General features: G+C 67.3%; 23 protein-coding genes. 8 read left to right on the top strand and 15 right to left on the bottom strand.

The window, feature by feature from the left end; genetic code table 11:
* Positions 1 to 10: 10 nt before the first annotated feature.
* Together ABZ827_RS27240 and ABZ827_RS27235 are read left to right on the top strand one after the other, a co-directional pair.
* Positions 11 to 748, top strand: a complete 738-nt coding sequence (locus ABZ827_RS27240) for a TetR/AcrR family transcriptional regulator (protein ID WP_357242421.1) — start codon at positions 11 to 13, stop codon at positions 746 to 748.
* Between the two features lie 41 nt (positions 749 to 789).
* Positions 790 to 1,005, top strand: a complete 216-nt coding sequence (locus ABZ827_RS27235) for a type II toxin-antitoxin system RelE/ParE family toxin (protein ID WP_357242520.1) — start codon at positions 790 to 792, stop codon at positions 1,003 to 1,005.
* Between the two features lie 13 nt (positions 1,006 to 1,018).
* On the opposite strand, the gene ABZ827_RS27230 is transcribed toward ABZ827_RS27235, so the two are convergent.
* The gene (locus ABZ827_RS27230) at positions 1,019 to 2,608 is read right to left on the bottom strand and encodes an AMP-binding protein (protein ID WP_357242418.1); all 1,590 of its coding nucleotides are present in this window, start codon (positions 2,606 to 2,608) and stop codon (positions 1,019 to 1,021) included.
* Positions 2,609 to 3,065: 457 nt separating this feature from the next.
* On the opposite strand from ABZ827_RS27230, the gene ABZ827_RS27225 reads away from it, so the two are divergent.
* Positions 3,066 to 3,551, top strand: coding sequence for an Rrf2 family transcriptional regulator (locus ABZ827_RS27225; protein WP_357242415.1), 486 nt, complete (start codon positions 3,066 to 3,068; stop codon positions 3,549 to 3,551).
* A gap of 121 nt (positions 3,552 to 3,672) precedes the next feature.
* On the top strand, positions 3,673 to 4,896 hold the full coding sequence (locus ABZ827_RS27220) for an FAD-dependent oxidoreductase (RefSeq protein WP_357242412.1): 1,224 nt from the start codon (positions 3,673 to 3,675) through the stop codon (positions 4,894 to 4,896).
* Positions 4,897 to 4,917: 21 nt separating this feature from the next.
* On the opposite strand, the gene ABZ827_RS27215 is transcribed toward ABZ827_RS27220, so the two are convergent.
* Positions 4,918 to 6,117, bottom strand: coding sequence for an MFS transporter (locus ABZ827_RS27215; protein ID WP_357242409.1), 1,200 nt, complete (start codon positions 6,115 to 6,117; stop codon positions 4,918 to 4,920).
* Positions 6,114 to 6,767: a GntR family transcriptional regulator gene (locus tag ABZ827_RS27210; RefSeq protein ID WP_357242406.1), complete on the bottom strand. Its 654-nt coding sequence runs from the start codon at positions 6,765 to 6,767 to the stop codon at positions 6,114 to 6,116. Before ABZ827_RS27210 ends, ABZ827_RS27215 begins: the two co-directional genes overlap by 4 nt.
* 369 nt (positions 6,768 to 7,136) lie before the next feature.
* Between ABZ827_RS27210 and ABZ827_RS27205 the strand changes: the two genes are divergently transcribed.
* Positions 7,137 to 7,931 (top strand): thioesterase family protein, encoded by a 795-nt coding sequence (locus tag ABZ827_RS27205; protein ID WP_357242403.1) that lies wholly within the window; start codon positions 7,137 to 7,139, stop codon positions 7,929 to 7,931.
* On the opposite strand, the gene ABZ827_RS27200 is transcribed toward ABZ827_RS27205, so the two are convergent.
* The 5 genes from ABZ827_RS27200 to ABZ827_RS27180 all read right to left on the bottom strand — a co-directional run bounded on the left by ABZ827_RS27200 (position 7,915) and on the right by ABZ827_RS27180 (position 12,866).
* Complete coding sequence (locus ABZ827_RS27200; protein WP_357242400.1) at positions 7,915 to 9,051, bottom strand: DUF456 domain-containing protein; 1,137 nt, start codon at positions 9,049 to 9,051, stop codon at positions 7,915 to 7,917. The two genes, ABZ827_RS27205 and ABZ827_RS27200, sit on opposite strands and share 17 nt — an antisense overlap.
* A 203-nt stretch (positions 9,052 to 9,254) precedes the next feature.
* Complete coding sequence (dmpG, locus tag ABZ827_RS27195) at positions 9,255 to 10,301, bottom strand: 4-hydroxy-2-oxovalerate aldolase (protein ID WP_357242397.1); 1,047 nt, start codon at positions 10,299 to 10,301, stop codon at positions 9,255 to 9,257.
* On the bottom strand, positions 10,298 to 11,269 hold the full coding sequence (locus ABZ827_RS27190) for an acetaldehyde dehydrogenase (acetylating) (RefSeq protein WP_357242394.1): 972 nt from the start codon (positions 11,267 to 11,269) through the stop codon (positions 10,298 to 10,300). The genes dmpG and ABZ827_RS27190 overlap by 4 nt, the downstream gene beginning before the upstream one ends.
* Positions 11,266 to 12,108, bottom strand: coding sequence for a fumarylacetoacetate hydrolase family protein (locus ABZ827_RS27185; RefSeq protein WP_357242391.1), 843 nt, complete (start codon positions 12,106 to 12,108; stop codon positions 11,266 to 11,268). Before ABZ827_RS27185 ends, ABZ827_RS27190 begins: the two co-directional genes overlap by 4 nt.
* A gap of 134 nt (positions 12,109 to 12,242) precedes the next feature.
* Positions 12,243 to 12,866, bottom strand: a complete 624-nt coding sequence (locus ABZ827_RS27180) for a DUF4203 domain-containing protein (protein WP_357242388.1) — start codon at positions 12,864 to 12,866, stop codon at positions 12,243 to 12,245.
* A 172-nt stretch (positions 12,867 to 13,038) separates the two neighbouring features.
* Between ABZ827_RS27180 and ABZ827_RS27175 the strand changes: the two genes are divergently transcribed.
* Positions 13,039 to 13,806: an IclR family transcriptional regulator gene (locus tag ABZ827_RS27175; protein WP_357242517.1), complete on the top strand. Its 768-nt coding sequence runs from the start codon at positions 13,039 to 13,041 to the stop codon at positions 13,804 to 13,806.
* Between the two features lie 38 nt (positions 13,807 to 13,844).
* Here ABZ827_RS27175 and ABZ827_RS27170 read toward each other — a convergent pair whose 3' ends face one another.
* From ABZ827_RS27170 to ABZ827_RS27160, 3 genes are all read right to left on the bottom strand, one after another.
* On the bottom strand, positions 13,845 to 15,218 hold the full coding sequence (locus ABZ827_RS27170) for an AarF/ABC1/UbiB kinase family protein (RefSeq protein WP_357242385.1): 1,374 nt from the start codon (positions 15,216 to 15,218) through the stop codon (positions 13,845 to 13,847).
* Between the two features lie 103 nt (positions 15,219 to 15,321).
* Positions 15,322 to 16,548, bottom strand: a complete 1,227-nt coding sequence (locus ABZ827_RS27165) for a helix-turn-helix domain-containing protein (protein WP_357242383.1) — start codon at positions 16,546 to 16,548, stop codon at positions 15,322 to 15,324.
* 180 nt (positions 16,549 to 16,728) lie between these two features.
* A complete protein-coding gene (locus ABZ827_RS27160; protein ID WP_357242380.1) occupies positions 16,729 to 17,349 on the bottom strand; it encodes a TetR/AcrR family transcriptional regulator in 621 nt (206 codons plus the stop codon).
* 177 nt (positions 17,350 to 17,526) lie between these two features.
* Here ABZ827_RS27160 and ABZ827_RS27155 point away from each other — a divergent pair, with 177 nt between their 5' ends.
* Positions 17,527 to 17,781, top strand: coding sequence for a type II toxin-antitoxin system Phd/YefM family antitoxin (locus ABZ827_RS27155; RefSeq protein WP_357242377.1), 255 nt, complete (start codon positions 17,527 to 17,529; stop codon positions 17,779 to 17,781).
* Positions 17,775 to 18,170 carry a type II toxin-antitoxin system VapC family toxin gene (locus ABZ827_RS27150; RefSeq protein ID WP_357242374.1) on the top strand — a complete coding sequence of 132 codons (396 nt, stop codon included), beginning with the start codon at positions 17,775 to 17,777 and terminating at the stop codon, positions 18,168 to 18,170. Before ABZ827_RS27155 ends, ABZ827_RS27150 begins: the two co-directional genes overlap by 7 nt.
* Positions 18,171 to 18,210: 40 nt before the next feature.
* On the opposite strand, the gene ABZ827_RS27145 is transcribed toward ABZ827_RS27150, so the two are convergent.
* From ABZ827_RS27145 to ABZ827_RS27130, 4 genes are all read right to left on the bottom strand, one after another.
* Positions 18,211 to 18,411, bottom strand: a complete 201-nt coding sequence (locus ABZ827_RS27145) for a type II toxin-antitoxin system RelE/ParE family toxin (RefSeq protein ID WP_357242515.1) — start codon at positions 18,409 to 18,411, stop codon at positions 18,211 to 18,213.
* 62 nt (positions 18,412 to 18,473) lie between these two features.
* Positions 18,474 to 18,752 carry a type II toxin-antitoxin system Phd/YefM family antitoxin gene (locus ABZ827_RS27140; protein ID WP_357242371.1) on the bottom strand — a complete coding sequence of 93 codons (279 nt, stop codon included), beginning with the start codon at positions 18,750 to 18,752 and terminating at the stop codon, positions 18,474 to 18,476.
* A gap of 108 nt (positions 18,753 to 18,860) precedes the next feature.
* Positions 18,861 to 19,439 (bottom strand): dihydrofolate reductase family protein, encoded by a 579-nt coding sequence (locus ABZ827_RS27135; RefSeq protein ID WP_357242368.1) that lies wholly within the window; start codon positions 19,437 to 19,439, stop codon positions 18,861 to 18,863.
* 76 nt (positions 19,440 to 19,515) lie between these two features.
* Entirely contained in the window at positions 19,516 to 19,935 is a 420-nt protein-coding gene (locus tag ABZ827_RS27130; protein WP_357242365.1) for a VOC family protein, read from the bottom strand.
* Positions 19,936 to 19,941 lie beyond the last annotated feature (6 nt).

Raw genomic sequence — 19,941 nt, 5'->3', positions numbered from 1 at the left:
AGTTTCGATCATGACGCGAGGCAGGGTGCGGACGGGCCGGGAGATATCCCGGCCCGCCGTACCCGCGCGTCCGGAACGGGATATCGAGAGTGAAAAGAGCCTGGGCACAGTGGATTCCACCACTACGGCGGATCTCGACCTCCCGACCGATCAACGGCTGATCCTCGCCGCGGAACGGCTTTTCGCCGAACGCGGTATCGACGCGGTCTCACTGCGCTCGGTAATGGCGGAGGCCGGTGCGAATGTCGCCTCCGTCCACTACCACTTCGGCTCGAAGGACGCTCTGGTCGAAGCCCTGATCAGCCGGCGCAGCGCGCAACTGCACGCCCGCCGCGCCGAATTGCTCGACGCGGTAGAAGCATCCGGGACACCGGATGCCCGCGCGCTCGCCGACGCGTTCGTCCGCCCGGTCGGCGAACTGGCGGCCGCCGGTGGCACACCCTGGATCCGCCTGGTCGCCGGCATCATGAGCGGTAACCACCCCGCTCTCACCCGGTTGACCGAAGGTTTCGCCCCGCAGGCCCGCACCTTCAACGACCTGCTCCAGCGAATCGCGCCGGACACCGCCCCGCGCACCATCCGTTTCCGTCTCACTCAGGCCATGAACCTGACGTTCCAGACACTCGGCGACCCGGAGGGCCTGCAAGGCATGCTGGCGCTCAGCGGAACCCGGCTCTCCCCCGGCGAACTGCTCACCGAACTCGTGGATACGGTCACCGCGATCCTCACCGGTCCGCCGGACCGGTGAGGCGGTGCGGCCGCGGCCGGCTCGCCCGGTAGCTCCGGGCAATCCCGCAGGAAGACGCTTTACGGCTACTCGTCGCCCTGACTCTCTTGGGAGATGACCCGTATCGTCGCGATGGGGTGGATATCAAAGCCCTGACCGGCCGCAGCGGGTTCCGGCTGCGGGTGGGCAACTACCGGCTCGTATACGAAGTCGATGACGGCAAACTGATCATTCTGGTCGTATGCGCCGGGCATCGCCGAGATATCTACGAGCGGTAGTTGCCCGCTACCCTCAGTTGACCTGCCGACCCTCACCCCAGTACTGGGTACGCAGGGCTTTCTTATCCGGTTTGCCGAGTGGGCTGAGCGGGATACTCTCGGCGAAATCGACGGTCTTCGGGGTATACACCGCCCCCTTGCGGTCCTTGACCAGCGCCTGCAGCTCCTCGACCGGTACCGTCTGACCGTCCCGAAGCACGACCACCGCCTTGACCGCTTCGCCCCATTTCTCGTCCGGCACACCGATCACCGCGGCCGCGCTCACCGCCGGATGGGCCGACAGCACATCCTCGACCTCACGCGGGAAGACGTTGAACCCGCCGGAGACGATCATGTCCTTCTTGCGGTCGACGATGTAAAGGAAGCCCTCTTCGTCCTGCCGGGCGATATCGCCGGTGTGCAGCCAGCCGAATTCCGTAGCCTCGGCGGTCTGTTCGGGCTTGTTCAGGTAACCGTTCATCACCAGCGGGCCGCGCACACACACCTCCCCCGGCTCACCCTGGGGCACCTCGTTGCCCTTCTCGTCGAGCAGCGCGACGTTGAGCCACGGCACCGGGCGGCCGCAGCTCGCCAGGCGCTCCGGCTTGTTCAGGTCGTGATCGCCGCGGCGGAGGACCGAGATGGTCATCGGGCTCTCGGCCTGACCGTAGAACTGGAAGAAGATCGGGCCGAACTTCTCGATCGCCTCGGCCAGCCGGGTCGGCGAGATGGCGGACGCACCGTAGAACACCGTCTTCAGGCTGGACAGGTCGTACTTGTCCAGGTCGGGGCTGTCGAGCAGCGCGTACAGCATGGTCGGGACCAGCATGGTCGCGGTGATCTTGTACTTCTCGATCGCCTCGAGGACCTTGGTGGGCTGGAAGTAGGGCAGCACCACGATCGAGCCACCCTGCTGGGCCGTCGGATTCCAGAACGCGGCGCCCGCGTGGCTGAGCGGCGTGCACACCAGGAAGCGGACCTCGTCCGGCCATTCCCATTCGGTCATCTGGATGCGCAGCATGGTGGCGCTGCCGCGGAAGCTCATCTCGACGCCCTTGGGCTTACCGGTGGTACCACCGGTGTAGGCCAGGCTCATGGTGGCGTTGGGGTCGACCATGGGCGCAACCAGCGGGCCGGGGGTGAGACCGGCGGCCAGTTCGATGAGGTCGGTACCCGCTTCCGAGGGGCCGAACGAGAACAAGTTCCGCAGGCCGGGCACCTTGTCACGCAACTGCGCGGCGCGTTCGTCGAAACCGGCCGGGTCGAAGATGAGCGTTTCCACGCCGGCGTCCTCGAGCACATACGCGTGGTCGTCCAGGGAGCCCATCGGGTGCAGTGCCATCGCCCGGGAGCCGTTCACATTGTTGGCGCCCTGGGCGAACAGAACCTCCGGCCGGTTGGCCGACAGCACCGCCACCGGCGACCCGACGCCGAGCCCCGCGGCGGCCAGCGCCTGCGCGAACCGGCTGATCTGATCCCGCACGTCGCGGTAGGTGAGAGTGGCGTCGTCGATATGTACCGCGGTGCGGTCGGCATAACGCTCGAGAGCCTTGCCCAGCAGATCCACCGAGAGGGGTTCCCGATGGAGCAGGTCGGTGTCGTCGACGTGCGGTTCAGTGTTCATTCGTTTGCCTTTCGGCCCGCTCGCACGAGCGGCCCAGCGAAGTTGACCGGCGCTTCGGTGCGGCCCCCGGTCCTCGGCACCCGCGGGACGCCGCGGCTCGGGAGCCCGTTCACCGAGGCTCACAAACCTGAAAAACTATAACACGTTCTACTTTGGCCGCACGAGGAAACCGACCACCTGCCGCCAGGTGACCGGTCAGGTGCGACGGGGCCCAACCGGCCCATCGACGTCACATGACGGCGGATGAGGGGCATCACCTCGCTGCCCGTACTGCGTCAGATGTTCAGCTGTGCCGCCCGCCGGACCGCGGCATTGCTCTCGCCGTAACCCTGATGTCCACCCACTCGCGGTACCACCTCGAAGAACACCCCTGGCCACACCTCGAGGCGGCTACGGGGACCACATGCCCTGCCATCGCCACTTGCTCGCATAAATAGGGACATCTAGTATCCCTATTATGAAAATGGGCGAGGGCGTCGAGTGGAGCCTGCACTGCTGCGTAACGCTGGCCTGGGCCGAGGAGCACTGGCCGGTCTCGATCGCGCGACTGGCCGCATGGTTCGACCTCCCCGTGGAGTACCTGAAGAAGCGCCTGCAGGCCCTCGTCCGCGCCGGGATCCTCACCTCGGCCCCCGGTGTGCGAGGCGGGTTCGGTTTGGCGCGGCCACCGGAGGAGATCACACTGCTCGATGTCGTGACCGCGATCGAAGGCGGCACCGATCCGTTCCGCTGTACCGAGATCCGGCAGCGCGGGCACAGCGGTCGCACCGCGACCACGGATTTCGCTCATCCGTGCGGTATCTCGATGGCCATGCGCCGCGCGGAGCTGGCCTGGCGGCGCGAACTGGCGGCGCAGACCATCGCCGATCTGGCCGCCTCGGCCCCGGCGGGCTCGGCGGAACGCACTCGGCGTGAGCTCGCGAACGCCACGAAGGCCGGCTGATGCGCGGCCCTCGGAAGCTCTGCCCGGGCCTCGGTAACCGAAGACGGATACCCGATCGTTCGCACGGTTGCGCGAACGCCCCGGGAACTGTTGGAAACGTCGAACCGGCAAGGAGACGAGTATGTCCGGAATAGTGGTGGTGGGCGGCGGTTTCGCCGGGGTGTGGAGCGCGGCCGGTGCGGTTCGCCTGGCCCGTGCGGCAGGTCGTGAGCTGCCGGTCACCCTGATCTCGCCCGGTGACGATCTGGTGATCCGCCCACGCCTGTACCAGGCCGAACCGGAACGGATGCGGGTCTCGCTGGACCGGATCCTCGGACCCGTCGGCGTGCGCCGGATCGCGGCCGCGGCGACCGGAATCGATACCGCCGGACGGTCCGTGACCACGATCGACGGAGCGGACCGGATCGCCGAAATCGGCTACGACCGTTTGATTCTCGCCACCGGAAGCGAACTGGTCCGGCCGGAACTGCCCGGCGCCGAGCTGCTGTTCGACGTGGACACAATGCCCACGGCCACAGACTTGGACGCCCACCTGAACCGGCTCGCCGAACTTCCGCCCGGGGACGGCCGGTTCACCGCCGTCGTCATCGGCGCGGGATTCACGGGCCTGGAGATCGCCACCGAACTGGCCGACCGGCTCGGCGCGCTCGCCGCGGCCCACGCGCCCGGCGACAAGGCCCGGGTGGTTCTGGTGGAACGGGCAGACACCATCGGACCGGAACTCGGACCCGGGCCACGCGCGGAGATCGCCGACGCCCTGGCAGCCCTGGGCGTGGAATACCGGCTGGGGGTGAGCGTGGCGTCGGTGGAACCGGATCGGGTCGAGTTGTCCGACGGCACGCACGTCACTACCCGCACCGCGATCTGGACGGCGGGAGTGCGTGCCAATGGACTCACCGCCGGGATCCCCGGCACCCGCGACCGGCTGGGCCGGTTGGCGGTCGACCAGAACCTGGCGGTTACCGGAGTCCGGCAGGTGTACGCGGCCGGTGATACCGCGGCCGCGGCGGCCGAACCGGGACACCAGGTGATGCAGTGCTGCCAGCACGCCCTGCAACTGGGCAAATTCGCGGGTCACAATGCCGCCGCCGATCTGCTGGGGCTACCCGCGGTGCCGTTCACCGCAAGCCCCTATGTCACCTGCCTCGACCTGGGCTCCCACGGCGCGGTGTTCACCAACGGGTGGGACCGCCGGGTGGTCGCGACCGGGGCAGTCGCCAAGGACCGCAAGCGCAAGGTCAACGAACTGTGGATCTACCCGCCCACCGACGACCCGGACGAACTCCTGCGACAGGCCGACTACCGGTTCTCGGTCCGGCAGATCTCCGAGCCCCGACCGGTATGAGAGCCCGGCGGCCGGGCCCGGTCACTGCACGTGAACCAATTCCTTCTCCGCGATCTCGTCCGCGGGCAGGTGCGCCCGGGAATACCGCAGGATGACCGCGGTACCCGACAGTGCCACCAGCACCAGCGCGCCGAGCAGAACGGAATAGTCCGCTGCCGAGCTGAGCAGGCTCAGCAGAGAGGGCAGCAGGAACCCGACGTAGGCGAGCGCGTAATAGGCACCGGTGAGGGCAGCGAGTTCGTGCGGTGGCGCCAGCCGTTGCAATTCCAGCAGGCCCGAGACCAGCGCGATCCCGTACGCGGAGCCCAGCGCGAGCGCGGCGGCCAGCGCCAGCGCGGGTGAGCGGACGATCGCGGCGACCGTGCTGATCAGCAGCCCCAGCGGCATCAGCGTCATCGAGACGATCACCGCGCGGGCGCTGGTCGTGCGGTCGAGCCGTTTCGCCAGCGGTTGCACCAGGGTGCCGGCGACCAGAGTGCCGACTGTCAGGGTGGTCGAATACAGCAGACTCCACTGCCCGACCCGGTCGCCGACGAGCTGCGGCATGATCGCGTAGGCCACCCCCGCCGATCCGAAGATCCACGGCGCCATCGGCATGATCACCCGGCGGAAACGCGGGTGGCGTAAACCGGCGAACTGCCCGCGGGCGGGCATACCCGGCACTCCGGTTTCCGGCACCCGGAACACGAACGGCAGCACCGCGAGCGCGAGCAGTGCGTGCACGAGATACGGCGTGACCATGGGCGCCGGCCCCCACTGCGCGAGGCCACCGGCCACAGCCGCGCCCAGCGCGAAACCCGCGGTGAGCCAGAGCGCGGCACGGCGGGCTCCGGTACCGGGGGCGGCACCGGAGCGGTCACACAATTCGGTGACCCAGGTCGTGCCGACCGCCATGGCCACCGCGACCCCGAATCCGGTGATCAGCCGGCCCGCGGCGATCCAGCCCACTCCGGACACCCCGGCCGCCAGCAGCAGGCTCGCGGTCAGAGAGGCCAGCACCCCGCTGATCGCGACCGGACGCCGGCCGAACCGCTCGGACAGCCCCCCTGTCACCAGCAGGCCGGGGACGAGACCGAGCACGTAGGCACCGAGCAGCGCGTTCACGGTCAGCGCCGAATAACCGGCGTCGCGGTACATCACCAGCAGCGGGGTGAACTGGTTACCGCCCCACGCCGAGACGAAGATCGCGGCGAGAGCCGCCTGCCAGGAACGGTTCGTCATCGCCGGTGCGTCCCGTCCAGGTGCGCGCGCAGTGCGGTGCTGAACGCGGCGGCATCCCCGGATTCGATGATCTCGATCAGCTCGCCGTGCTCACGCAGGACAACCGGGATGTGGTCGGGCACCGGGCCGAGCGCGGCCACGTTCATCCGGCGCTGCCGATCGGCCAGCCCGGTGTAGAAACGGATCAGCAGGGCGTTGCCCCCGGCCTCGACCAGTGTCCGGTGGAACCGTTCGTCGGCCTCCGCGAACGCATGCAGATCCGCCTCCGCGGCCCGCTCGCGCTGCACCTCGAGCGCGGCCCGCAGCTGCTCGACAGCCGCCGGTGTCCGCTCCGGGGTGCGCAGCAGCCGGCGTACCGCGGCGCTCTCCACCGCTTCCCGGGCGTCCAGCACATCCTCGGCCTCACCCGGCGGCACCGGCGCCACGATCGCACCGCGCTTCGGTACCAGCGTCAGCAATTCCTCGGCCTGTAACCGGACGAATGCCTCGCGTACCGGGGTCCGGCTCAGCCCGAGCCGGCCGGCGATCTCGGTCTCGCTGAACAGGTGGCCGCCCGGGAGTTCGCCGGAGAGCACCAGCTCTTTGGTGAGTTGATACGCCCTGTCGGCGGCGCTCGCGGGTGTCTGACCTCGGTCCGGAGTCGTCTGCACCCCCTCACTGTAGCGAATAGATACATGCTTGCATGCAAGCGTGTGCGCAAGCTCGCTCTCGGTGCGGCCCGTCTCGGCGATCCGGGCGCTACGGACCGGATCGACATCGCTGGGCAGCCGGCGCACCGATTCCGTGGAGTCCGGCAACTACACCTCGCTCCCGCCGGCGACTACTCCGTCGTCCGGCTACCACCCCGTACACCCCCGGAGTGCCGAACAGCCGCCTCCGCCCCCGCCGCCACTTCCGCGCCGGCCGGCAACGCCACCGATGCGGAGCGCGGGATCGGCCGACATGCCCGCACAGCCGCTCGGTAACGTCGGGACACGGTACGACCAGCGGCGACCGCCGAGCGACGAACGGACAATGACGTGAACGAGGCCTTCTACCTACCCGACCCCGCGGACCCGCAGCGGTTCGTCTCCACCGAGCTCACTCGCGGACCGTGGTCGCCCGACGCCCAGCACGCCGGCCCGCCGTCCGCGCTGCTCGGGCATGTGATCGAGCGGTGTGAACCCCGGCCCGGCTTCCAGGTGGGCCGGGTCGCGGTCGAGATCCTCGGCCCGGTCCCACTGGCCCCGCTCACCGCGGAGGCCCGGCTGGTGCGGCCGGGTCGCAGCGTCGAACTGATCGAGGCCACGCTGTCCACCGACCGCGGCCCGGTGATGCGCGCGAACGCCTGGCGGTTCAAACTCGCGGAACAGGACCTGGACCTACCGGCACAGTTCCTCCCGACCGGCTCGCGACCCGGCCCCGAACAGGCTCCGGAACCGGAACCGTTCCCCTCCACCCAGCCCGTCGGCTTCCACACCGGAATCGAATACCGTTTCGTCGCAGGCACTTTCGCCGAACCCGGCCCGGCGGTGTGCTGGATCCGGCTGAAGTACCCGATCGTCGCGGGCACCACCCCGAGCCCGCTGGAACGCACACTCGCCGCCGCCGATTCCGGTAACGGCGTCAGTTCCGTCCTGGATTGGAACAGCTACCTGTTCATCAACACCGACCTGACGGTCACCCTGCACCGGCAGCCGGCCGGTGAATGGGTCTGCCTCGACGCGGTCACCCACCCCCAGCCGCACGGTATCGGCATGGCCGAATCCGCGCTCTTCGACGAGAAGGGCCCGCTGGGCCGCAGCACCCAGACACTGTTCATCGGCCCCCGCTGACCGCGCACCGGATGTCACCGCCGACGTCCGTCCACGGCGTGCGGCCCGGCACCGCGGCGGCGGGGGTGGCACCAGCCGACGCCGCCGTCGACGTTCCGGGATGCGGTGGCGCGGGCGGACGCTGGGCCGTATGTTCGTCGAACCGCTCCCGCAGGGCGTCGAGCCGGTCGGTGAGCCGCTGGACATCACCGGCGGTGCGGTTGTTCGCGGCAACCGCCTGGCTCAGGATTTCCCGGCCCCGCCCGAAAGCATCGTTCAGCACGTCGAGGGCATTCGCCGGCACGGAGGTTCCGGGAGGCGGGGCGGCGCCCGCGCGCGTATTGACGGTCTCGATGAGCGAATCGACCGCCAGATGTCCCTCGTCGGCGATCCGATCGGCGCCGTTCGCGATCACCGTGACCGCTGCGGCGTCGAGCTCGGCGAAACCGGCCATGACGGTGTTGAGACGCTGCGCTTTCTTGCTGTAGTCGGGCACACCGGATGTTTCCGTGTCGCTGACGTTCTCGGGCAGTTCCGGTGCGGGGGGCGGGGTCCGCTCGCCGGTCCCGAAACTCTTCCATACCGAGCAGAGATATCCGGGCAGGCTCAGATACATCTCGCCGACCGCACCGGCCCCGGTGAGGCCGGCCGGCATCCGCAGGTTCGACATCGCCGCCGGACATCCGCCGTTGCCGATATCGCTGGTCTCGATCGAGACGATCTGCGGGGACTGCGGGGAGACCGCATAGGCACCGAAACCGCCACCCAACGCCGCGAGCACCCCGCCCTCCCGTTTGGGCCCGTGCACCAGGACCAGCCCCGTTTTGTGGTCCACGTGTCGCTTGACCGCCCCGGCGATCCCGGTGTCCGCGGCCTTGGCCAGCCCTTTCTCCACGCCCTCTTTGAGGAGCTTTCCCGCCAGGTTCGCGCCCCAGGCACCGCCCACTCCGCCGATGCCGGCGACGAGGGCCTCCTCCACCGCGTCGCCCTTGTCCTTGCCGTCGACCAGGGTCCCGCCGAGGAAAGAACCTGCCATCGCCCCGAGGAAGGCGCCCGGCGGGCCGAGGAAACCTCCGGCCACCGCTCCGCCGATTAGACTTCCGGCATCCGCCCCGGAGAAATCCAAGTCGAAAATACCCACACAGCAAGCTATTTCGCCTGGCCGCGGGTGGTTCCGCTTCCTGACAGAACCCTGATGGGTACACCGGGCTTCTTTGACAACGTATTTCCGGGTCCGGGCCCGGCACTATCCCACCGCTGCGCATGAGTGCTGGAAAACGCAGAATGCTCCCGGAGCGAATGGTCGATACCACCCGCTCCGGGAGCGACTCTGCGAGTAACCCGTCAGGCCGGCTGCTGTTCGGCTTCCCGTTCGGCCACCATGGTGAGCGCGATATCGACGATCATGTCCTCCTGACCGCCGACGAGCCGGCGGCGGCCCGCCTCCATGAGCAGCGTGCGGACATCGATCCCGTAGCGTTCGCTCGCGGCTTCCGCGTGCCGCAGGAAGCTGGAGTAGACGCCGGCGTAGCCGAGGGTGAGGGTTTCGCGGTCCACCCGGACCGGCCGGTCCTGGAGCGGCCGGACCAGATCGTCGGCGGCGTCCTGGAGGGCGAACACATCGCAGCCGTGCTTCCAGCCGAGCACATCGGCGACCGCCACGAAGGCCTCGATCGGCGTATTGCCCGCGCCCGCACCGTGTCCGGCGAGGGAGGCATCGACCCGGGTGACGCCGTTCTCGACCGCCACGACCGAGTTCGCCACGGACAGCGAAAGATTCTCGTGCGCGTGGATACCGAGTTCGGTCTTCGGGTCGAGGACGTCGCGGTAGGCCAGGATCCGGTCGCGGACACCGTTCATGGTGAGGCGGCCACCGGAATCGGTGACGTACACGCAGTGCGCGCCGTAGCTCTCCATGAGTTTCGCCTGCTGGGCGAGCTGGGTGGGTTCGGCCATATGGCTCATCATCAGGAAGCCCGAGACGTCCATCCCGATCTCCCGGGCGGTCGCGATGTGCTGGGCGGCGACATCGGCCTCGGTGCAATGCGTGGCGACGCGCACCGACCGCACACCCAGACCCCAGGCGCGCCGCAGATCCTCGGCGGTGCCGACACCGGGCAGCAACAGGCTGGTCAGCCGGGCGTTCTTGATATTCGCGGCGGCGGCCTCGAGCCAGGTCCAGTCGCTGTGCGACCCGGGTCCGTAGTTCAGCGAACCGCCGGCGATCCCGTCACCGTGCGCGACCTCGATGGCGTCGACACCGGCGGCGTCGAGCGCGGCCACGATCTTGCCCACGTTCTCCGGGGTGATGCGGTGCCGGATGGCGTGCATACCGTCACGCAGGGTCACATCCTGGACGAAAACCGAGGTCACCGATTCCGTCGAACTCATCGTGCACTCTCTTTCTGCTGGCTGTTCTGCGCGATCCGCTCGGCGACCTGCAGTCCGGCCGAGGTCATGATGTCGAGGTTGCCGGCGTAGGCGGGCAGATAGTGGGCCGCGCCCTCGACCTCGAGGAACACCGATACGCGATGCGTCGGGAACAGGGCGTTGTCCTTGGCGAGCAGGGTGTGCACCGGCTGGTCCTGCGGGATCGGGTCGATCTGCACTTCCTGCTTGAGCCGGTAGCCCGGGACGTAGGCCGCCACATCGTCGACCATTTTCACGACCGAGGCCTTGATCTGATCGTGCGAATCCTCGTCCGGCGCGTTCACCAGGCAGAAGACCGTATCGCGCATGATCAGCGGCGGTTCGGCCGGATTCAGGATGATCACCGCCTTACCGCGTTCCGCGCCGCCGACGGATTCGATGGCATGCGCGGTGGTCTCGGTGAATTCGTCGATATTGGCGCGGGTACCGGGGCCGGCGGATTTCGAGGCGATGGACGCGACGATCTCGGCGTAGGGCACCGGCACAACCCGCGAGACCGCGGCGACGATCGGGATCGTCGCCTGACCGCCGCAGGTCACCATGTTCACGTTCTGCGCCTCGAGGTGCTCCTCGAGGTTCACCGGCGGCACCACGAACGGGCCGATAGCCGCGGGCGTCAGGTCGATCAGGCGTTTACCCAGCGGGGCCAGCCGGGCGGCGTTCTGCTCGTGCGCCTTCGCCGAGGTGGCGTCGAAGACGATCTCGATCTCGTCGAAATTCGGCAGCGCGATCAGGCCCTCCACACCCTCGTGGGTGGTCGGGACCTTCAGGCGCGCCGCGCGGGCCAGACCGTCGGAATCGGGGTCGATACCGACCATCGCGCCCATTTCCAGGAACCGGGAATGCCGCATGACCTTGATCATCAGATCGGTGCCGATATTGCCCGACCCGATGATCGCGACCTTGGTGCGGGTGTTGTTGTCACTCATTGGGAGACCTCCGAAGCGGTGGTGAAGGAAGCCGAAACCGTCCCGAGGCCGGAGATGGCGGCAGTGACGGTGGCACCGGGGTGCAGCGGCCGCATCGGGCCGAGCGCACCGGAGAGGATCACCTGGCCGGCGCGCAGCGGTTCCCCGAAGGTGCGGGCCTGCCGCGCGAGCCAGGAGAGGGCGTTGAGCGGGTCGCCGAGGCAGGCGGCGCCGTTACCGGTGGAGACTTCTTCCCCGTCGATGCTCATGCTCATGGTGACGTCGATGGGCTCGAAATCGTCGAGGGTGCGGCGCTCGCTGCCGAGGACATACAGCCCGCTCGAGGCATTGTCGGCGACGGTATCGGCGAAGGAGATGTTCCAGTCGGTGATCCGGCTGTCCACGATTTCCAGCGCGGCCATCGCCTCGGCCACGGCCGCCCGGCACTGGGCGATATCGAGCGGACCCTCGTCGAGGTCGGCACCCAGGAGGAACGCGACCTCGGCCTCGGCCTTGGGCTGCAGCAGCCGGTCGATCGGGATCACATCTCCGTCGGCATAGGCCATATCGGAGAACAGCACCCCGAAATCGGGCTGGTCCACGCCCAGCTGCTGCTGGACGGCCTGCGAGGTGGCGCCGATCTTACGACCGACCACCGTGACCTCCGGGCTGATCCGGGCCGCATTGAACCGCTCCTGGATCCGATACGCGGTGGCGACATCGTCGGGGCCGATCAACCCCTCGCGCAGGGGCGCACAGGTTATGCGGGTCTCCGCGGCGGTGATCAGCCGGTGCGCGGCACGGGCGACGATGGACTCGTCGACACCGGACGCGCTGGTGTCCTCGACAGTGGTTGCCACCACGACCTCCGTTCTCCTCATCGTTGGGTGTGCTACCAGTGCACACCCCCGCACCCCAGCTGAACAGGAGAACGGTCCACTCACTGGACCACCCGGCCGGAAAGACAGGCGCAGGATCACTGGACCGCGGCCGCTCAATTCGTGGGCGAGCCGCTGTCGCGCTGATCTTGATCCGTCTCGTCCCGGTCGACGACCATGTGCTGGATCCCGAGTTTCTCGGCGAACAGGTAGCGCTGGGTGATCCAGCCGAGCACCGACAGCGCGACCCAGGCCAGCGTCGAGGTGATCTGCTGCCAGCCCGCTTCCGGGCTGCGCAGGAACTCCAGCGAATCGCTCATCCGCGCGAGACCGCTGAGTATCATCCCGGCACCGCCGATCGAGGTGAGCCACAGCAGGGCCCGGGCCCGGAACTTCTCCGCGAGAAACGCGCCGGCCACACACACCGCGAGCGCCACGATCATGCTCAGCGCCCAGTTCTTGTCGCCGGGCTGGAGCACCATCGCCAATTTTGTGCCGATCATCGCGCCGGTGAGACCACCGATGAAATACGAGGCGAACCGGAAGATCAGCGAGGTCACCACCCATGACGAGAGCGCACCGATCAGGCCGATCAGCAGCAACCACCAGAACGAGGCGTTGAAAAGATCGGCGATCAGCCAGCCGATCCCGAACCCGATCGCCAGGATCCCCAGATGGACCGAACGGATGCCGTAGAAGCACAGCAGCGCACCGACCACCGCGACGATGATGCCGTTCACGGACACTCCTCTCGACAGCCGAGCACGAGCGGAACACGCGATACTGCCACCACCCTAAACCCATCCGGCCCGCGCTCCCGGTGGCGCGCGCCGGAGACGGCACCACATCGACGCGGTGCAGCTCAGCGCTAGGATGGTCCACTGAATGGACCAATTCCACGGAAAGAGCACGATGCCGGAACGACAGCTCGACAACCGGTCAGTCCTGGGCCGGGCACTCCTGATCCTGGAGGCGTTCGGCGTCGAGGATCAGTCCGTGGGGCTGTCCGAACTCACCCGGCGAACCGGCCTGCCGAAAGCCACGGTGCACCGGATGTGCCGCGACCTGGTGGCGGCCCGCCTGCTCAGTTCCTCCCCCGACGGCTACCGCCTGGGTCGCGGCCTGTTCGAACTCGGGATGCGCGCGGCCACCGAACGCACCCTGCTCGAGGTCGCGATCCCCTTTCTCCAGGACTTGTTCACCCGCACCAGCGAAACCGTGCACCTCGGCGTCCGCGACGGCGACGAAGTCGTCTACATCAGCAAGATCGGCGGCCACCGCCAGGCCCGCTCCCCCTCGCGTATCGGCGGCCGAATGCCCCTGTACTGCACCGCGATCGGCAAATCCCTGCTCGCCCATTCCACCCCGGCGACCATCGACCGGATACTCGCCGGCCCGCTGGTCCGCCGCACACCCCGTACCGTCGTGGCCCCGGGCCTGCTGCGCGCACAACTCACGCACGCCGTGGAAACGGGCGTCACCTACGAACACGAGGAATCGACTCTCGGCATCGCCTGCGTAGCCGCGCCCATCCTCGACGGCAGCGATGAGCCGCCGGCTGCCATCTCGGTAACCGGCCCGGTCACTCGCTTCCGCCCGGAAACCCACGCGTCATCGATCCAGGCAGCCGCGGCGGGCATCGCCTCCATCCTCGCGCGCCGCGCCCAGAGCAATCCCTGACGAAACTACGGCGACCACCGATTCCACCATCGGGCCGGCTAGCGCAGAGCGCCCTTCCACCGGGCTGTTTCACGTCCGACCTCGGTGCTCGGCGGCTCGCGATAGAGCCATTCCCGGGCGATCCGATGCCAGTTGCCGGTCACCTCCAACTGCCCCAGCGCGGCGAAGGTGAACAGGTCCGCCCGTCGTGAGAAAACATGCTCGGGCGGTAGGTGTTGCCGGCGCATCCCGTGGAACTCGGCGGTCCGGGGGTCCACGGCCAGTACCAGCGCGCCCGTCGCCAGGGCCGGGGTGATGGTGATCTCCTCGTCGAGCAGATGCCAGCCCGCGGCGGACCAGACGTATCCGAGACATTCCCGCGGGCTCACGTCCGTTGCGGGATCGACGATTCCGCGGCCGACCCAGGATTCGTACAGATCCTCGGCGCGATATTCGCCGGCCGCCCGCAGACAGGTGCGCTCGAGTTCGACATGGGCCGGGTCCATGTACTGGTAGAGCCCGAAATCGACGAAGGCCACCCGGCCGTCGGCGGCGAGCAGGATATTGCCGGGGTGCGGGTCACCGCAGAACTCGTTGTCGAAGAACAGCGAATTCACGTAGAAGCGGTAGACGAGTTCACCGATCCGGGCACGATCCGCGTCCGGCAGCCCGCGTAACCGGTCGAAGGACTCTCCCTCGACAAGCTCGGTCACGAGCACCCGGTGCGCGCAGTATTCCCCGATACTATCCGGCACCGTGATGAACGGGTGGCCGCGGTAACGGGCGGCGATCGAGTGCTGGGTCCGGGCTTCGCGCAGGTAGTCGAGTTCGGTGTCGAGGTTTCGCGCGATCTCTTCCAGTACCTCGGCGTCGGCCGCGCTGGGCAGAACCGATTTCCACAACCTGCTGAAGAACTCCAGATTGCGCATATCGGCCGCGATCGCGTCCGCCACGCCGGGGTATTGAACTTTTACCGCGACCATGCGGCCGTCCCGCAGTTTCGCCCGGTAGACCTGACCGATCGAGGCGGCCGCGATCGGCGTCTCGTCGAAATCGACGAAAACCCTTGCGAGCGGACCGATATCACTTTCGATCACCGTGCGCATCTCCGAGAACGGAACGGCCGGTGCGCGATCCCGGAGCTCACCCAATTTCACCCGGAACAGCTCGCGATGCGATTCCGGAACCATGTCGAGATCGAGAACCGAGAGCATCTGCCCCAGCTTCATCGCGGCGCCCTTCATCCCGCCGAGGACAGCCACGAGCTGCTGGGCCGCCTGCAGCGTGGACCTTTCGGCGAGGACCTGCCGAGCGGCTTCGGTGCGGCCGATCATCGACAGCCGGGTCCCGACCCCCCGGACGGCCTGGCCCGCGGCGAGCCGCCCCAGCCGACTGCCCCGGGCGAGCCGGCTTTTCGGTACTCGTCCCGCCATCACCCGTACCTCCACGTACTCGCGCACGGATACCAGCGCGCGTCAGCAGATTCTGCACATACCAGCAGGCACCCGGCAGAGGAATGAACGAATGGCCTGTCTGTCAGCATCCGGGCCGGCAGCTCGAACTGACGATCAGGGCCGAGCGCGCGTACCAGAGGCCCGATGCCTGCGATAGATCGATCCCGGTCAGCTGCCCGATGCGGCGCATCCGATAGTCGACCGTATTCGGATGAATATGCAGCCGCCGCGCGGTGCGCTGCCGGTTGAAATCGGTACCGATGAATACCCGCAGCGTGTGCATCAGCTCGGGATGGGCTTCGAGCGGCCGCAGCCGCGCGTCCAAGATGTCGCGGCCGATTCCGGGCCTGGTCAGCTGATGTTGCAGCGCCACTTCAGCGAACCGGTGCACCCCCGGGCCCCGGCTCACTCTTTTGACGGTGTCGAGGAATTCGTGGGCATGGCCGGCCGCCACCGAAACTTCGTCGGTGCGGGCACGGAGCACTGTCGCGGTGATCGGCACCTCGCCGGCCTCGGCGAGCCTTGCCACGATCTCGTCGATTTCCGGCTCGGTGCACAGTGCCACCGGCACCAGTACGGTGCCGCCGTCGACGGACAACAGCGACAGGGCGTTACCGCGCAGTTCGGTGGCGAGCGCGGCCTGCACGCGCCGCAACTTCCGTACGGCGACGAAATGCGGATCGCGGCCCGCGCGGCGTTCGTCGGTATGCGGCGGGAGCGCGAGCGCGAGCACGTAATATTCGTCCGCGATCCGGATCCCGCATTGGCGGGCGACTTTCGCCGTGGCGCGGCCGCGCAGCAGCGCCGAGGTCAAAACGTGTACGGCGGTGTGATGTTCAGCGGCGAGAGCCTTGTCCTCGTGGACATACGCTTTGCTGATCGCCGCCGTGATCAGGTCCAGCAACTCCAGTGTGGTGGCGGCGCCGGTCACGATCTCGTCCCTTCCGGCCGGATTCGCCCGAGCGAACAGCAGGTGCAGGCCGGCCTTGAATCCCTCGTGCAGGGCGTGCAGCACGGTCTCGATCGGGATCCCCGCCCGCGCCCACCCGGCCGCCGCGACATACAGCGGATCGACACGCTCGGGCAGCGTGTCACCGTCCAGGCGGCGGACCGCCCACCCCAGGCAGACCCGGACCGCACTGGTGACATCGCCCGCGATGACCTCGGCCGAAAGTTCGGTGAACGGCGGCACCGAACTGGTGAGCACGCCGACCAGTTCCCGGGACAGCCTGCGCACCTCGCGTGGCGACGTCGACGCCCGCCTTTCCGGTATCTCGCACTCGGGACGGGTAATGCTCTCGGTCGTCATGGGCGACCTCCTCACCGACTGTTTCCGCTACTCCCGGAAACGGTAATTCGAGCGAGGGCTCACCTTCTACTCCTCTTTACACCCGCTCCCGACGCCGCGAGAAATACTCTCCCACCAGCAGAAACTATGACCGGAGAACGATCGAGGCGAGGATCGGATAGCACTAACCTGGACCACCGCTCACTTCTTGCCCTCGGCCTCCATCCAGGCGCCGATCATGCGGGCGGTCATATCGATGGACTCCTGCCGTTCCCCGGCTTCGACCTCCAGTGCCGAGGCACGCAGAACCGCGGCGAATCCGGTATTGAGGATCACGAACGCCATGAGGTCGTACTCGTGGTCGTCACCCGGGCCGAGCACCTGGATGAGCATCACCTTGATCAGCAGCCGCAGCCGCGGTTCGAATTCCGGAATCCCGCTGCTGTAGAACTGCACGCCCGCCACCAGCGCACGTACCAACCGCGCGTTGGCGACGAGCTCCTCGGTGATCATGGTCAGGAGCTCACCGGCCAGTTCCTGCACCGACATTCCCGCGAGATCGGACACCCGCTGGGTGAGGCGCCGCTCGACATTCTCGAGCAGACGCCCGAGCAACTCTTCGACCATCACCGTGCGATCGGAGAAGTACCGGTAAACCGTACCAATACTCAGCCCGGCCTCGGCCGCGATCCGATTGGTCGACGTCTCCGCGATCCCCCGCTCACCGAACAACCGCGCCGCGGTATCCAAGATATGTTCCCTGGTCAGCTTCGCCCGTTCCTGAGTAGGACGCCGCCGCTGACCGGCCACCTTCGCGGGCATCACACACTCCCTCGCACGCCAAAACTGAGCTCGGCTCACTTTAGCGGGCCACCGGTCTGCCGGGGACCGGATCGCCGCGGGAATTCATGCGCGCCACCCTGTGTACCGCCGCCCAGCCTTCCGAAACACGGACAAATCGTCCTGACTACGCCCGTAGCAATAAGCTACGCTCGTAGCATGAGTTCTCTACCTGCCCGGGATCTCCGCAATCACACCGCGGAAGTGCTGCGCCGCGTAGAAGCCGGTGAAGAATTCGAAATTCTGAAGGACAACCGCCCGGTCGCAAAGATCATTCCGCTCCCCCGGCGCCGCCAGTGGGTGCCGGCCACCGAGGTCGTCCAAGAGCTGATGCGTCTGGGCCCGGACACAACTGGTTTCGCCGAGGAACTGCGCGAAACCCTTTCCGGCACTACGGATGACCTGCCGTGGTAGACGCTACGCGAGCGATCGCGGACACATCCGTTTTCATCGGCATGGAAGAGCGCCGATTCGACCCCTCCCGATTCGAGGATTACGAGTGGGGAGTATCGGTGATCACGCTCGGCGAACTCCGGCTCGGGGTGATCAACGCGCGCGACCCGGAATCCGCGGCCCGCAGACTCTCCACCTATCAACTCGCGCAGCGATTCGAACCGTTGGAAGTAGATGAACTGGTCGCCGAAACCTGGGCCCTGCTGGTGTCCCGCTTGCGCGCCGCCGGCCGAAAAGCGCCGATCAACGACAGCTGGATCGCGGCTACCGCACTGACCTACGACGTCCCGGTAGTCACCCAGGACGGCGACTACGACGATATGCCCGGCCTGCGCGTCGTCAAATTCTGAAGCCGGCGGTCAAGACCGCGCCGACTCAACGCCCCGGGGCTCAGAATCGGTAAACGTCTCGCCGGTGCCGAATCGAGTGGATTTCGATCACACCGCGTGTCGCAACTATGCGATAGATGATTCGGTAGGTTCCGCGGCGCGCGGAGTGAAGACCTTCGAAAGGCTCCTCCAGCGGCTTTCCCACCCGGAATGGCTCTTTGCGCAGATCACCCTCGATCAGTTCGAGCGCCGCGGCAGCCACCGTCTCCGGCAAGACCTCGGTCAGCGCTCGACGCGCGGCAGGTTTGTAGTGGATCGACCAACTCACGCGGTATGCCGTCCGCGTCGCTGCGCCATCAGCTCCGCGATCTCCTCGGAGGTCGAATACTCCTCTGTCGCTTCCGATTCCGAGATATCGGCGACCGCTTCCCGGTCGGCGAGAATATCGAGCGTTTCCCTCATCGACTCGTATTCCGCCATCGACAGGATGACCGCGTCGGCGCGACCGTTCCGAGTGATCGTATAGCTGTCGTGCTCCCTGGCCGCTTTGTCTACGAGCTCAGCGATCCGGACCTTCGCTTCACTGATGGGTATCGTCTCCATGCACTACAGCCTAGCCTATTGGCCAATATATGGACCATTATCCCGACCTATTATGACTGGGGCAAGCAGTCGACAAAGACCGGAGCCGCACCTCGGCGGCAGACGGATTCAGGCGTGCAGGGTAGGCCGGTAGATGAGCTCTTGGATATCGCCGTCCAGCGTCCGGCTCTCGATCAGGCGGAGATCGAAATCGGCCGCGCCCTGGAAGATCGGATCCAGCCCGGTCGCACCGGTGATCACCGGGAAGAGCGTCACCTGGACCCGGTCGACCAGGCCGGCGGCCATCAGCGCCCGGTTCATCGATAAGCTGCCGTGCGAGCGCAATGGCACCCCGGACTCCTCTTTGAGCCGCGCGACCACGTCGACGGCGTCACCACTCGCGACGGTCGCGTCCGGCCAGTCGAGGGGGCCTTCCAGGGTGGTCGACACCACCGTTGCCGGCAGGTTCCGCATCCGGGTGACCCAAGGGTCACGCACGTCGGACTCCGCGGTGCTCTCCGCCAGCATCTGCGCGAACAGCTGATACGTGTTGGCCCCGAAGATCATCCGCTGCGCCTCGGCGTACAGGCCGAGTCGGCGGTCGAGCAATTCGGGGCCTTGTTTACCCCAGTAACCGGTCCAGTCGCCGCCGGCGGCGCCATAACCGTCGAGACTGGAAAAGACGTCGAAGGTGTAGGTAGCGGTCATGACGATCTCCTCGGGACGATCGATCGGATGTATCGATATCGGGCGTATCGATAACGACCGGATGTCCCGTCGAAACTCATCGCTGTGCCCGGGCGGCGAGGTCGGCGAATTTCGCGACCGCCTGCGCGGTGACCGGGGTGAAGAGGTTGATCAGGTTGCCGTCGGGATCGCGAAACAGCAGTGACCGGTTTCCCCACGGCATCGTCGTGGGCTCGTTGACGAAATCTTCGACCGTGCCCCGCAACCGCCGATAGTCGGCATCGACATCGGTGACCAGGAATTCGATGATCGCGGTGTGGTTGTCGGCGGGCCGCGCACTGCCTTCCGCGAAAAGCGCTACGGTGCGGGTGCTTCCGATCGCAAGAGTGCCCGACGGTGTAACGATCTCGGCGAAATCCGGTGTAGCCCAGGCGGCGTCGACACCCGTCACGTGCTGATAGAAATCGACCATACGCTGGATGTCATCGGTGATCAGACGGGTCGATACGAGTTCCATTGTGTG

This window comes from Nocardia sp. NPDC019395, from assembly GCF_040632335.1.
In the GTDB taxonomy this organism is placed as follows: Bacteria; Actinomycetota; Actinomycetes; order Mycobacteriales; family Mycobacteriaceae; genus Nocardia.
The sequence above is the reverse complement of the archived record's forward strand: the minus strand, read 5'-3'. Positions and strand labels throughout refer to the sequence as shown.

Coding starts and splice junctions, on each gene's coding strand:
- ABZ827_RS27240 (WP_357242421.1), top strand. CDS start 11: ATGACGCGAGGCAGGGTGCGGACGGGCCGGGAGATATCCCGGCCCGCC.
- ABZ827_RS27230 (WP_357242418.1), bottom strand. CDS start 2,608: ATGAACACTGAACCGCACGTCGACGACACCGACCTGCTCCATCGGGAA.
- ABZ827_RS27225 (WP_357242415.1), top strand. CDS start 3,066: ATGAAAATGGGCGAGGGCGTCGAGTGGAGCCTGCACTGCTGCGTAACG.
- ABZ827_RS27220 (WP_357242412.1), top strand. CDS start 3,673: ATGTCCGGAATAGTGGTGGTGGGCGGCGGTTTCGCCGGGGTGTGGAGC.
- ABZ827_RS27215 (WP_357242409.1), bottom strand. CDS start 6,117: ATGACGAACCGTTCCTGGCAGGCGGCTCTCGCCGCGATCTTCGTCTCG.
- dmpG (WP_357242397.1), bottom strand. CDS start 10,301: ATGAGTTCGACGGAATCGGTGACCTCGGTTTTCGTCCAGGATGTGACC.
- ABZ827_RS27190 (WP_357242394.1), bottom strand. CDS start 11,269: ATGAGTGACAACAACACCCGCACCAAGGTCGCGATCATCGGGTCGGGC.
- ABZ827_RS27175 (WP_357242517.1), top strand. CDS start 13,039: ATGCCGGAACGACAGCTCGACAACCGGTCAGTCCTGGGCCGGGCACTC.
- ABZ827_RS27170 (WP_357242385.1), bottom strand. CDS start 15,218: ATGGCGGGACGAGTACCGAAAAGCCGGCTCGCCCGGGGCAGTCGGCTG.
- ABZ827_RS27165 (WP_357242383.1), bottom strand. CDS start 16,548: ATGACGACCGAGAGCATTACCCGTCCCGAGTGCGAGATACCGGAAAGG.
- ABZ827_RS27160 (WP_357242380.1), bottom strand. CDS start 17,349: ATGCCCGCGAAGGTGGCCGGTCAGCGGCGGCGTCCTACTCAGGAACGG.
- ABZ827_RS27155 (WP_357242377.1), top strand. CDS start 17,527: ATGAGTTCTCTACCTGCCCGGGATCTCCGCAATCACACCGCGGAAGTG.
- ABZ827_RS27140 (WP_357242371.1), bottom strand. CDS start 18,752: ATGGAGACGATACCCATCAGTGAAGCGAAGGTCCGGATCGCTGAGCTC.
- ABZ827_RS27135 (WP_357242368.1), bottom strand. CDS start 19,439: ATGACCGCTACCTACACCTTCGACGTCTTTTCCAGTCTCGACGGTTAT.
- ABZ827_RS27130 (WP_357242365.1), bottom strand. CDS start 19,935: ATGGAACTCGTATCGACCCGTCTGATCACCGATGACATCCAGCGTATG.